The 12,479-nt window shown below is 71.8% G+C and carries 9 protein-coding genes; 4 read left to right on the top strand and 5 right to left on the bottom strand.

Annotated features, from left to right (window positions below):
- Positions 1-65: 65 nt before the first annotated feature.
- Both OG627_RS09250 and pta read right to left on the bottom strand, forming a co-directional pair.
- Complete coding sequence (locus OG627_RS09250) at positions 66-1,331, bottom strand: acetate kinase (RefSeq protein WP_329063267.1); 1,266 nt, start codon at positions 1,329-1,331, stop codon at positions 66-68.
- A 92-nt stretch (positions 1,332-1,423) separates the two neighbouring features.
- The gene (gene pta / locus OG627_RS09245) at positions 1,424-3,502 is read right to left on the bottom strand and encodes a phosphate acetyltransferase (RefSeq protein ID WP_329063265.1); all 2,079 of its coding nucleotides are present in this window, start codon (positions 3,500-3,502) and stop codon (positions 1,424-1,426) included.
- Between the two features lie 327 nt (positions 3,503-3,829).
- Here pta and OG627_RS09240 point away from each other — a divergent pair, with 327 nt between their 5' ends.
- Positions 3,830-4,855 (top strand): ATP-dependent 6-phosphofructokinase, encoded by a 1,026-nt coding sequence (locus OG627_RS09240; RefSeq protein WP_329063262.1) that lies wholly within the window; start codon positions 3,830-3,832, stop codon positions 4,853-4,855.
- 360 nt (positions 4,856-5,215) lie between these two features.
- Here the strand turns inward: OG627_RS09240 and OG627_RS09235 are convergent, their stop codons facing one another.
- Positions 5,216-5,917, bottom strand: a complete 702-nt coding sequence (locus OG627_RS09235; RefSeq protein WP_329063261.1) for a response regulator — start codon at positions 5,915-5,917, stop codon at positions 5,216-5,218.
- Entirely contained in the window at positions 5,914-7,584 is a 1,671-nt protein-coding gene (locus OG627_RS09230) for a sensor histidine kinase (RefSeq protein ID WP_329063259.1), read from the bottom strand. The genes OG627_RS09235 and OG627_RS09230 overlap by 4 nt, the downstream gene beginning before the upstream one ends.
- Positions 7,585-7,719: 135 nt before the next feature.
- On the opposite strand from OG627_RS09230, the gene OG627_RS09225 reads away from it, so the two are divergent.
- Entirely contained in the window at positions 7,720-9,135 is a 1,416-nt protein-coding gene (locus OG627_RS09225; RefSeq protein WP_329063256.1) for a cation:dicarboxylate symporter family transporter, read from the top strand.
- Positions 9,136-9,284: 149 nt separating this feature from the next.
- Here the strand turns inward: OG627_RS09225 and OG627_RS09220 are convergent, their stop codons facing one another.
- The gene (locus OG627_RS09220; RefSeq protein ID WP_329063254.1) at positions 9,285-10,982 is read right to left on the bottom strand and encodes an FAD-dependent monooxygenase; all 1,698 of its coding nucleotides are present in this window, start codon (positions 10,980-10,982) and stop codon (positions 9,285-9,287) included.
- Positions 10,983-11,049: 67 nt separating this feature from the next.
- Between OG627_RS09220 and OG627_RS09215 the strand changes: the two genes are divergently transcribed.
- A complete protein-coding gene (locus tag OG627_RS09215; protein WP_329063252.1) occupies positions 11,050-11,697 on the top strand; it encodes a TetR/AcrR family transcriptional regulator C-terminal domain-containing protein in 648 nt (215 codons plus the stop codon).
- 261 nt (positions 11,698-11,958) lie between these two features.
- Positions 11,959-12,414 carry a cyclic nucleotide-binding domain-containing protein gene (locus tag OG627_RS09210; RefSeq protein ID WP_329063250.1) on the top strand — a complete coding sequence of 152 codons (456 nt, stop codon included), beginning with the start codon at positions 11,959-11,961 and terminating at the stop codon, positions 12,412-12,414.
- Positions 12,415-12,479: the final 65 nt, after the last annotated feature.

Raw genomic sequence — 12,479 nt, 5'->3', positions numbered from 1 at the left:
CCTATCGGTTTGTTTCGTCGCGGAATATTCCGTCTGGTGGAAAGTACAAATGGGCGGGGGTCCGCTCAGGCGATAGCCGTTCGACCTTCGTCCACCAGCGCGAAAGTCTGCTGCGCGATTTCCAGCTCCTCGTCGGTCGGGACAACGGCCACCGCCACCCGCGCGTCCCGCGGCGAGATGACCCGCGGCTTGTCGGAACGTACGGCATTGAGCCCGGCGTCCACCGCCAGGCCCAGGTTCTCCAGGCCCGCCATCGCAGCTTCCCGTACCGGCGCCGCGTTTTCCCCGACACCCGCCGTGAAGACCACCGCGTCCACCCGGCCGAGTACCGCCGTGTACGCGCCGATGTACTTCTTCAGCCGGTGGATGTAGACGTCGAAGGCGAGCCGCGCCCGCTCGTCCCCCTCGTCCACCCGGCGGCGGATCTCCCGCATGTCGTTGTCCCCGCAGAGGCCGACCAGACCGCTCTTCTTGTTCAGAAGTTCATCGATCTCGTCCACGGACATTCCGGCCACCCGCTTGAGGTGGAAGGTGACCGCCGGATCGATGTCCCCCGAGCGCGTCCCCATCACCAGCCCCTCCAGCGGGGTCAGCCCCATCGACGTGTCCACGCAGCGCCCGCCCGCGACCGCCGACGCCGAGGCGCCGTTGCCCAGGTGCAGCACGATGACGTTCACCTCGGAGGGGTCCTTGCCGAGCAGTTCGGCCGTCTTCCGCGAGACGTACGCGTGCGAGGTGCCGTGGAAGCCGTAGCGGCGGATGCGGTGCGCGTCGGCCGTCGCCACGTCGATCGCGTACCGGGCGGCGTGCTCCGGCATCGTCGTGTGGAACGCGGTGTCGAAGACCGCGACCTGCGGCAGGTCGGGGCGCAGCCGCTGGGCGGTACGGATCCCGGTGAGGTTGGCCGGGTTGTGCAGCGGCGCCACCGGCACCAGCCGCTCGATCTCGGCGAGCACGGCGTCGTCGACGACGGTCGGCGCGGTGAACTTCAGCCCGCCGTGGACGACCCGGTGGCCGATCGCCGCCAGCTCGGGGGAGTCGAGGCCGAGCCCGTCGCGCGACAGCTCCGCCGCGACCGCCTCCAGCGCCGCCGTGTGGTCGGCGATCGGGCCCGTACGCTCCCGCTTCCCGCCCTCGCCCGCAGCCTCGCCCTCGCCCGCACCCTCGCCGTCGCCGGGGCGCGGGGTGTGCACCAGACGGGAGGTCTCCTCACCGATCCGCTCCACCAGCCCGACCGCGAGCCGGGAGCTGTCGCGCATGTCCAGCAGCTGGTACTTCAGCGACGAGGAACCGGAGTTGAGCACGAGGACACGGGTGGCACGCGAAGTCACGGGGAGAGAGCTTTCTGTCGTCGTCACGGTGGAAGTGACGGGGGAAGTCGCGGTGGAAGTCATGGGGGAGGTGGCTGGGGTCTTCGCGGACGTCACGCGGTCTCGTCCTGCTGCGCCTGGATCGCCGTGATCGCGACCGTGTTGACGATGTCCTGCACCAGCGCCCCGCGCGACAGGTCGTTGACCGGCTTGCGCAGACCCTGGAGCACCGGGCCCACGGCCACGGCGCCCGCCGACCGCTGCACGGCCTTGTACGTGTTGTTGCCGGTGTTCAGGTCCGGGAAGATCAGCACCGTGGCCTGGCCCGCGACCTCGGAGCCGGGGAGCTTGGTCGCTGCGACCGACGGCTCGACCGCCGCGTCGTACTGGATCGGGCCCTCGATCCGCAGATCGGGCCGGGCCGCGCGCACCAGCCCGGTCGCCTCGCGCACCTTGTCGACGTCCGCGCCGGAGCCCGAGGTGCCCGTCGAGTACGAGAGCATCGCGATCCGCGGCTCGACCCCGAAGCGGGCGGCGGTGGCGGCGGACTGCACGGCGATGTCGGCGAGCTGCTCCGCGTTCGGGTCCGGGTTGACCGCGCAGTCCCCGTACACGAGCACCTTCTCGGCGAGGCACATGAAGAAGACCGACGAGACGCTCGACGCGTCGGGCTTGGTCTTGATGATCTCGAAGGCCGGCCGGATCGTCGCCGCCGTCGAGTGGACCGAGCCGGAGACCATGCCGTCGGCCAGGCCCTCCCGCACCATCAGCGTGCCGAAGTAGTTCGGGTCCGCCACCACGTCGTACGCCAGCTCCACCGTCACGCCCTTGTGGGCCCGCAGCTTCGCGTAGCTCTCGGCGAAGCCCTGGCGCAGCTCGGAGGCGGCCGGGTCGATCAGCTGCGTCGCGGTCAGGTCGATACCGAGGTCGGCGGCCTTCTTGCGGATGACGTCGACATCGCCGAGCAGCGTCAGATCGCACACGTCACGCCGCAGCAGCACGTCGGCGGCGCGCAGCACGCGCTCCTCGGTGCCCTCGGGCAGCACCACCCGGCGCCGGTGGGCGCGGGCCTGCTCCAGCAGCTCGTGCTCGAACATCATCGGGGTGACCCGGCCGCTGCGCGCCACCGACAGCCGCGCCAGCAGCCCCGCGGTGTCCACATGGCGCTCGAAGAGGCCGAGCGCGGTCTCCGCCTTGCGTGGCGTGGCCGCGTTCAACTTCCCTTCCATGCCGAAGAGTTCGGTGGCGGTGGGGAAGGATCTGCCCGGTACGGAGACGACCGGCGTGCCGGGCGCCAGCCGGGCGGCCAGGGTCAGTACGGAGTCGTCGGGCCGCTCGTCCAGGGTGAGCAGGACGCCCGCGATCGGCGGTGTGCCGGCCGAGTGCGCGGCCAGCGCGCCCACCACCAGATCGGCGCGGTCGCCGGGGGTGACCACCATGCAGCCGGGCGTCAGCGCGTTCAGGAAGTTCGGCAGCATCGCGCCGCCGAAGACGAAGTCCAGCGCGTTCCTGGCCAGCCCCGAGTCGTCCCCGAGCAGCACCGTGCCGCCCAGCGCCTGGGTGATCTGCGCGACGGTGGGGGCGGCCAGCGCCGGCTCGTCCGGCACGACGTAGCAGGGGGCCGGGAGCTGGGCGGTGAGCCGCTCGGCTATCGCGGCCCGGTCCTCGGCGGCGACCCGGTTGACGACCATGGCCAGGATGTCGCAGCCCAGCACCTCGTAGGCGCGGTGGGCGTTGCGCGCCTCGGCCCGTACGGACTCGGCGGTCTGGCCCTTGCCGCCCACCACGGGGATCACCGAGGCGCCGAACTCGTTCGCGAGCCGGGCGTTCAGCGACAGCTCGTCCGGGAGCTGGGTGTCCGCGAAGTCCGTGCCGAGCACGAGCACCACCTCGTACTCCCGCGCCACCCGGTGGAAGCGCTCCACCAGCCGCGAGACCAGCTCGTCGGTGCCCTGCTCGGCCTGGATCGCGGCGGCCTCGTGATAGTCCAGCCCGTACACCGCCGACGGGTCCTGCGACAGCCGGTAGCGGGCGCGCAGCAGGTCGAAGAGACGGTCGGGGCCGTCGTGCACCAGCGGACGGAAGACCCCCACCCGGTCCACCTGGCGGGTCAGGAGCTCCATGACTCCCAGCTCCACGACCTGACGGCCGTCACCTCGCTCGATCCCCGTCACGTACACGCTGCGCGTCACGCGTGCTCTCCCGTCCCTGTTCGTGGGACATCCGGAGCCGGGCCGCCGGGGGGTCGTCCCCGCGGCCCGTGGGATGTCCCGGCTGATGTGAACAATGATTCCCGTGGGCGATTCCCGTTCGGGCGGTAATCCCCCTTGACAATACCTCTGCGGCTGGTTTAGGCGCCCGGGGGAGCGGTGGCGGGGGCCGGGGTGAGTGGCCCCGGTCACCGGGGGAAGGAACCGTGGGAGGATCGGACCCGGCGCATGACCGGGGGCAGTGGGCCCGCCCTCCCCCGGGGAAGAGCACCCCACTGGCGAGCACGAGCGAGCAGGAGACACAGCACGATGCGTATCGGAGTTCTCACCGCAGGCGGCGACTGTCCCGGCCTGAACGCAGTGATCCGCTCGGTCGTGCACCGCGCCATGACCGGGCACGGAGACGAAGTCGTCGGTTTCGAGGACGGTTTCAAGGGCCTCCTCGACGGCCACTTCCGGCCGCTCGATCTCGACGCGGTCAGCGGGATTCTCGCGCGCGGCGGCACCATCCTCGGCTCGGCCCGGCTGGAGCGCGGACGGCTGCGCGAAGCCGCCGAGAACTGCGCCGAGTTGGCCCACCGCTACGGGATCGACGCGCTGATCCCGATCGGCGGCGAAGGCACACTGACGGCAGCGCGGCTGCTTTCGGACGCGGGAATGCCCGTGGTGGGCGTCCCGAAGACCATCGACAACGATATCTACTCCACCGACCGCACGTTCGGTTTCGATACGGCGGTCACCGTCGCCACCGAAGCCATCGACCGGCTGAAGACCACCGCCGAGTCCCACCAGCGGGTGATGGTGGTCGAGGTCATGGGCCGGCACGCGGGCTGGATCGCGCTGGAGTCCGGCATGGCGGGCGGCGCGCACGGGATCTGTCTGCCCGAGCGGCCCTTCGAGGTCGACAGCCTGGTCAAGATGGTCGAGGCCCGCTTCTCCCGGGGCAAGAAGTTCGCCGTCGTCTGTGTGGCCGAGGGCGCGCACCCGGCGCAGGGCTCCATGGAGTACGGCAAGGGCGAGATCGACCAGTTCGGGCACGAGCGCTTCCGGGGCATCGGCAACGTCCTCGCCGCCGAGCTGGAGCGGCGCCTCGGCAAGGAGGCCAGGCCGGTCATCCTCGGTCACGTCCAGCGCGGCGGCACCCCCACCGCGTACGACCGCGTACTGGCCACCCGCTTCGGCTGGCACGCGGTGGAGGCGGCGCACCGGGGCGAGTTCGGGCGCATGACGGCGCTGCGCGGGACGCGCATCGAGATGGTGCCGCTGGCGGAGGCGGTCACGCAGCTGAAGACGGTGCCGGAGGAGCGGATGTTCGAGGCTGAGTCGGTCTTCTAGGGGGTGCTCCGGGGCCCTTACCTCTGGTGGCGGTCCGGGCCCGGACCGCCACCAGAGGTAAGGGCGCGGCTCAGGGCCGGCGAAGCCGCGGGTACGGAACGCGAAAGCGCGGGGCGGACGGCGCCGCTTGCCGGGCTACGCACGACCGGCGCCGTCAGTCTGTCCTTGCGGGACGAGGAGGTGAGCGGCTACGTGTGGCGGAGCCCTGACACGGTCGAGGACGAGCGGTTGCGGAGTCGCGTCATCGCGGCTGTTCCCTCGGGTGCGTGACAGCGCGCGCCGCCTCTGGGTGCCGCCCGACGTCGGCTCTCCGGCCGAGCCGGTCGTGGCACCCGTCTCCCGTGCGGCGACCCCTCCGGCTCACCGGGACGCCGGCACCCATCGGTACTGCAACTCCGGCCGCCCCACGTGCCCGTACTGCGGGCTGCGGGCCGCTCTGCCGTTGGTGACCAGGTGTTCCAGATAGCGGCGTGCGGTGATCCGGGAGATGCCCACCTCCACGCCCGCCTCGGCGGCGGTCAGTCCGGTGGCGGAGGCGCGCAGTGTGCGGGTCACCGCTTCCAGTGTCGGCGCGCTCAGCCCTTTGGGAAGCGACGACGGCTGGGGCGCCCGCAGCGCGCCCAGTGCCCGGTCCACCTCCTCCTGGCCGCTCGCCTCGCCGGCCGCCCCGCGGAACTCCGCGTACCGGGTGAGCCGGTCGCGCAGGGTGGCGAAGGTGAAGGGCTTCAGCACGTACTGGACGACCCCGAGCGACACCCCCTCCCGTACGACCGTGAGATCGCGCGCCGAGGTCACCGCGATGACGTCCGCCTGGTGCCCGGCGGCCCGCAGGCTGCGCAGCAGCTGGAGTCCGTGCCCGTCGGGGAGGTAGAGGTCGAGCAGGATCAGGTCCGTCTCCGTACGCTCCAGCAGTCTGGCGGCCTCCACCCGGGAGTGCGCGACGCCCACCGCGGTGAAGCCGGGCACCCGTCCCACGTACAGCTGGTGCGCGTCGGCCGCTACGGGGTCGTCCTCGACCACCAGGACCCGGATGTCGGGATCCGTCGGACGTGCCGCGCTCATGAGGACACCTCGGCCGAGGGCGTACCGGACGGGGACGCGTTGGACGGGGAGCCGTCGGCCGCGGACGTCCCGGCACCGGCCAGCCGCGTGCCCAGCGGCAGTCGTACGACGAACTCCGCCCCGTCCGGCGGTTCCTGAGTCTGCGTCAACTCCACTGTGCCGTGCGCCCGGTGTACGGCCTGACGCACGAGCGCGAGCCCGAGCCCGCGCCCGGGACCCCGTGTCGACCAGCCGCGCCGGAAGACCTCGTCCCGGTCGCCGGGATCGACCCCGGCGCCGGTGTCCCGTACGCCGAGGAGCAGTTCGCCGTCCTGCGCCAGCGCCGTCACGGTGACCCGCGCGCCCTCGCCGCCCTGCGCCGCGTCCACGGCGTTGTCGATCAGATTGCCGAGGATGGTCACCAGGTCGCGGGCCGGCAGTGTCGCGGGCAGCAACCCGTCGTCGATCCGGCTGTCCTCGGCGAGCACCAGCTCCACCCCCCGCTCGTTGGCCTGCGCCGCCTTGCCCAGCAGCAGCGCGGCGAGCACCGGCTCGCCGACCGCGCCGACCACCCGGTCCGTCAGCGCCTGCGCCAGCTCCAGCTCCGCCGTCGCGAACTCCACCGCCTGCTCCACCCGTCCCAGCTCGATCAGGGAGACCACCGTGTGCAGCCGGTTGGCCGCCTCGTGCGCCTGCGAGCGCAGTGCCTGGGTGAAGCCGCGCTCCGAATCCAGCTCACCCGACAGCGCCTGAAGTTCGGTGTGGTCGCGCAGGGTGATGACCGTACCGCGCTGCTCACCGCCGACCACCGGACGGGTGTTGACCACCACGATCCGGTCGTCGGTCATATGGACCTCGTCCACCCGCGGCTCGGAGGAGAGGAGCGCCCCGGTGAGCGGCGCGGGCAGGCCGAGTTCCGAGACCGGGCGGCCGACGGCCGACTCGTCGAGGCCCAGCAGCTCCCGGCCGCCGTCGTTCATCAGGGCGATCCTGCGCTCGCCGTCGAGCATCAGCAGCCCCTCGCGCACGGCGTGCAGCGCGGCCTGGTGGTAGTCGTGCATCCGGCTCAGCTCGGCCGAGTTCATCCCGTGGGTGTGCCGCCGCAGCCGCGCGTTTATCACGTACGTACCGAGCCCGCCGAGGACCAGCGCCGCGCCCGCCGCCAGCGCCAGCACCTTGACCTGCTGGGTCACCTCCGAGGAGATCCGGTCCACCGTGATGCCGACGCTGACCAGCCCGGTGATCCGGTCGCCGTCCTTGACGGGGGTGACCGCCCGCACCGAGGGGCCCAGCGTGCCGGTGTACGTCTCGGTGAAGGTCCGCCCCTTCAGCGCGGGCTCGGTACGCCCCAGGAAACGCATCCCGATCTGCGTCGGGTCGGGGTGCGTCCAGCGGATCCCCTGCGGATTCATGATCGTGATGAAGTCGATCCCGGTGTCCAGCCGCACCCGCTCCGCGTACGGCTGGAGCGCGGCGCTCGGATCGGGCGTACGGATCGCGTCCCGTACAGAGGGCGAATCGGCCAGCGCGTGCGCGGTGGCCAGAACCTGCTTGCGCGCGGTCTCGTCGGTATGGGCGCGCCCGGTGACGTACGCGAACAGCGCGCATCCCGCGACGACGGCGGCGACCAGCACGACCTGCATGGCGAAGAGCTGCGCGGCGAGGGAGCGGGGACGGGGCAGGTGCATGAAACAAGAATGCCTGGCCTGATTCATATGAACGAAATGAACGTAAGGGTGACCGGCATCACAGCGTGATGGATAGTCCTCGGGACCCCTCGGGACAGGGACGGGGGATTTGCAGGGACGAGTCAAGGAGGACCCGTGGCCGCAAGGCGGGACCGTACCCACTATCTGTACATAGCGGTGATCGCAGCCGTCGCGCTCGGCATTCTGGTGGGCTTCACGGCTCCTGGCGTGGCCGTCGAACTGAAGCCGCTCGGTACCGGCTTCGTGAATCTCATCAAGATGATGATCTCGCCGGTCATCTTCTGCACGATCGTGCTGGGTGTGGGTTCGGTCAGGAAGGCCGCGAAGGTCGGTGCGGTCGGCGGGCTCGCCCTCGCCTACTTCATGGCGATGTCGACCGTGGCCCTGGCCGTCGGCCTGCTCGTCGGCAACATCCTCCAGCCGGGTGCCGGTCTGCACATCACCGAGGCCACCAAGGGCGCGGGCGCGGCCCAGGCCGAGGGTGCGAGCGAGTCCACCGCGGACTTCCTGCTCTCGGTCATCCCGAAGACGATGGTGTCCGCCTTCACCGAGGGATCGGTCCTCCAGACCCTGCTGGTCGCGCTGCTCGCCGGCTTCGCCATCCAGGCGATGGGCAAGTCGGGCGAGCCCATCATCCGGGGCATCGGCCACATCCAGCGGCTCGTCTTCCGCATCCTCGGCATGATCATGTGGGCCGCGCCGGTGGGTGCCTTCGGCGCCATCGCCGCGGTCGTCGGCGAGACGGGGCTCGACGCCCTGAAGTCCCTCGCGATGATCATGATCGGCTTCTACGTCACCTGTGCGCTCTTCGTCTTCCTGGTCCTGGGCGCGCTGCTGCGGCTGGTCGCGGGCGTCAGCATCTTCTCGCTGCTGAAGTACCTGGGCCGCGAGTTCCTGCTCATCCTGTCCACCTCGTCCTCCGAGTCGGCGCTGCCGCGCCTGATCGCGAAGATGGAGCACCTGGGTGTCAGCAAGCCCGTCGTCGGCATCACCGTGCCGACCGGCTACTCGTTCAACCTGGACGGCACGGCCATCTATCTGACGATGGCCTCCCTGTTCATCGCCGAGTCCATGGGCGACCCGCTGGCGATCGGCGAGCAGATCTCCCTGCTCCTCTTCATGATCGTCGCCTCGAAGGGCGCGGCGGGCGTCACCGGCGCCGGTCTCGCGACCCTCGCGGGCGGTCTCCAGTCGCACCGGCCCGAACTGGTCGACGGCGTGGGCCTGATCGTCGGTATCGACCGCTTCATGAGCGAGGCGCGTGCCATGACGAACTTCGCGGGCAACGCGGTCGCCACGGTCCTCATCGGTACCTGGACCAAGGAGATCGACAAGGGCCGGGTCGACGAGGTGCTGGCCGGAAAGTTCCCGTTCGACGAGAAGACGCTGGTGGACGACCACGGGCCCGCGCCCGAGGAGCCCGAGGCCGGGACCGGGACCGACAAGCCCGCGCCCGCCGCCGCTCCCGGGACCGCCGCCCCCGAGACCGTCCCCGCGGCCGGTGGCGACAAGACCCAGGCCGGGGTCTGACACACCCCAACCCCCCACCCCCCCGGCCCTGCCAAGGTGCCGCGACCGGCAACGCTCGCCGGAGGCGGCACCGGAGACCGGCCCGCACGGAGACGCCTTCCGTGCGGGCCGGTCCGCTGTGCTCTTGGGGGCCTCTTCCCGGCGTTTCCTCAGCGGGGCTCCGGTACGGCCTCGCGCACCGGAGCGTGTACCGCCGCGCGTACTGCCGCACGCGCGGTCGCGAACAGCGCCTCGTCGTCCGGCTCCGTGCTCGCCCACGCCACGTGCCCGTCGGGCCGTACGAGCGCGGCGCGCACCCCGGACCACTCGGCACGCGCCGTCCCGGCCAGGGGCGCGCTGTGGACCGCGACGCCGCGAGCGCGGGCGAGGTCCGCCAGCCGGTCGCCGGTCGTGTCCGCGCCCGTGTCCGCGCCCGTGAGATCCAGGTTCAGGTCCGAGTTCGAGTCCGAGTCCGAGTCCGGGTCCCGGTCCAGGCCCAGCAGGACATGGCGCCCCTCACGCAGCAGCGCGAACAGCCCGCTCCCGCCGCCCTCGAACGCCAGGTCGGGCGCGCGCCGCCCGGTCAGCGGATGGACCTCGGCGGTGCCGGTACCCACCGGGACCCCGGGGTGCACCGGGGGACCGGGCGGATAGGCGACATCGAGGGCGGCGAGCCGCTCGGCGAGCTCCCCGGAGAACGCGGGTACGGTCGCGACGAGCCGGCTCAGGAACGCCCGCAGCGCCTGCCCCTCCGCCGTGTAGGCCGTCATCAGCGCCGTCTGCGCCCGGGTGCTCTCCAGCAGGGCGGCGCCGACCGGGTGCCGCTCGGCGTGGTAGCTGTCCAGCAGACCGTCGGGTGCGGTGCCCCGGACGGTCGCCGCCAGCTTCCAGCCCAGGTTGGTGGCGTCCTGGAAGCCGACGTTGAGGCCCACGCCCCCGGTCGGGAAGTGCATGTGGGCGGCGTCCCCGGCCAGCAGGACCCGTCCCTCGCGGTAGCGCGCGGCCTGCCGGGTCGCGTTGCCGAACCGGGAGAGCCAGACCGGGTCGCGCATCCCGAAGTCGTCCCCGGTGATCCGTACCGTCTTCGCCCGCAGCTCCTCCAGGGTCAGCTCACCGCCGCGCTCGGGCCGTACGTCCTGCGGCGTCCCGCCCACGAGCCGGTGCAGGCCGCCCGGCAGCCGTACGGCCATCATCCCGCCCGCCGCGTTCGACACGCTGATGCCGGGACCCGCCGGCGGGCGCTCCAGGACGACATCGCCGAGCCAGCCCCAGGTCGTCGCGTCCGTACCGGGAAACTCGATCCCGGCCGCCGCGCGCACGGTGCTCCGCGTGCCGTCGCAGCCGACGAGGTGGGCGGCCTCCAGCGTGTACGCGCCGTCCGGGCCCTCCGCCTCCACCGTCACCGAGTCCCGGTGCCGCACGAGCCCGGTCACGCGGTGCCCGCGCAGGACGCGCGCCCCGGCCGCGACCGCGTGCTCCTCCAGCAGCTCCTCGGTACGGGCCTGCGGCAGCGCCAGGGTGAACGGGAACGGGGTGTCCAGCGCCCCGAAGTCCATGCGGTCGTCCAGCCCGCCGAAGTGGCCGCTGGGGATCCGCACGCCCTCCGCGAGGAACGCGTCCGCCGCTCCTCGGAAGGCGAGGATCTCGATGGTCCGGGGATGGATCGTGAGCGCCTTCGAATGCGGATCGGGCTCCGGCCGGGTCTCCAGCACGGTGACCTCCACCCCGCCGAGCCGCAGCTCGGCGGCGAGCCACAGTCCGACCGGTCCGCCACCGGCGACGACGACCTGTTCCGGAGCCTGTCCCGCGACCCGTTCCGCAGCCTGCTCCGCGACTTGTTCCGCCGCCTGTTCCGCATCGTGTTCCACGGTTTCCTCCTCGACTTCGGCTCTTGGTCAGTGACCAATGAAGGTCTGCGCCCAGTAGACTGGGTCAGTGACCAAAAGGCAACCCGGAACCCTCCCCGACGGCTCGCCCCGGACCACGCTCGATCCCGCCGCCGTGGTGCGTGCGGCGCTGGAGCTGCTGGGCGACAAGGGCGCGGACGCGGTGTCCGTACGCGGCGTCGCCGACCGGCTCGGCGTCCGCATGAACACCGTCCTGTGGCACGCCAAGACCAAGGCGGGGCTGCTGGAGCTGATGGCGGAGGCGATCGTCGCCGGGGCGTCCGTGGAGGACCTTCCCGAGCCCTGGGAGGAGCGCGTGCGCGAACTGGCCGGCCGCTACCGCCGCGCCCTGCTCGCGCACCGCGACGGCGCCGCGATCGTGGCGGGTACGTACGCGCCCGAGCCCGCCACGCTCGGCCTCGCCGAGGCGCTGGTGCGGGGGCTGCTCGACGCCGGACTGCCGGAGCGCGAGGCGGCCTGGACCTGCTGGACGATCGTCTACTTCGTGCTCGGCCTCGCGCAGGAGGAGCAGGCGCTCCCGGGGGTGGACGGGCCACGGTTCGCCAGGGCGCTCGATTCGGGCCGTTACCCGTCGCTGAGCCGGCTCGCGACCCATCTGAAGGACCCGTCCTTCGACGAGCGCTTCGCATACGGGCTCTCGCTGATCCTGGGCTCGGTGGCCGCGCGGACGGAGTGAAGGGCGGAGCGGCTGCTGGTGTGACGGGTGGGGTGGCTGCCGGTGTGCGGAAGCGGCGGTCGTTGTGACGGGCGGAAGCGGCGGCCGGTGTGAGGGGCGGAAGCTTCGGCTGCCGTGAAGGGCGCGCTCAGGCCGGGAAGTTGCGGGCGGGGCGGATTGTGGCGCTGGGGATACGATCGTACATATAGCCGTCGTGCCCCTTGGTCACTCCGCGTTCCTCCTGGGTCACTCCACGGTTACTCGGCAAGGAGGTTCTCCGCCATGACTTCCACGATGCGCTTGCTGACAGGGCTTCCGGCCGGACGCGGCGACATGCTGATGAGACTGTCCCACGACGTCCACTTCTCCCAGGACGCCAGGATCTTCGAAGAGGGCAGCCAGGCCGACACGTTCTGGATCATCCACACTGGCACGGTCGCCCTCGACCTGTACGTCCCCGGCCGGCGCCGGGTCGTCGTCGACACCCTCGGCGTCGGTGATCTGCTCGGCTGGTCCTGGGTCTTCCCTCCGCACCAGTGGCACTTCGGCGCGGCGGCTTTCAGTCCGGTACGGGCGCACGAATTCGACGCCGCCGCCGTACGCGCCCTCTGCGAGGACGATCCCGTCCTCGGATACGCCCTGACCCGCGCGGTCGCCCGGATCCTCGGCCGCCGTCTTGAGGTGGCCCGTACGAAGCTGCTCGACCACTACATGGTGCACGGCGGCGCCGGACTGTGAGCGGCGCCGCCGTGGGTGACTGAGGGGGATGGCTGCCTACCAGGCGCCTGTCCGGTGTCTACCGC

The organism is Streptomyces sp. NBC_01429 (assembly GCF_036231945.1).
GTDB lineage: Bacteria > Actinomycetota > Actinomycetes > Streptomycetales > Streptomycetaceae > Streptomyces.
The sequence above is the reverse complement of the archived record's forward strand: the minus strand, read 5'-3'. Positions and strand labels throughout refer to the sequence as shown.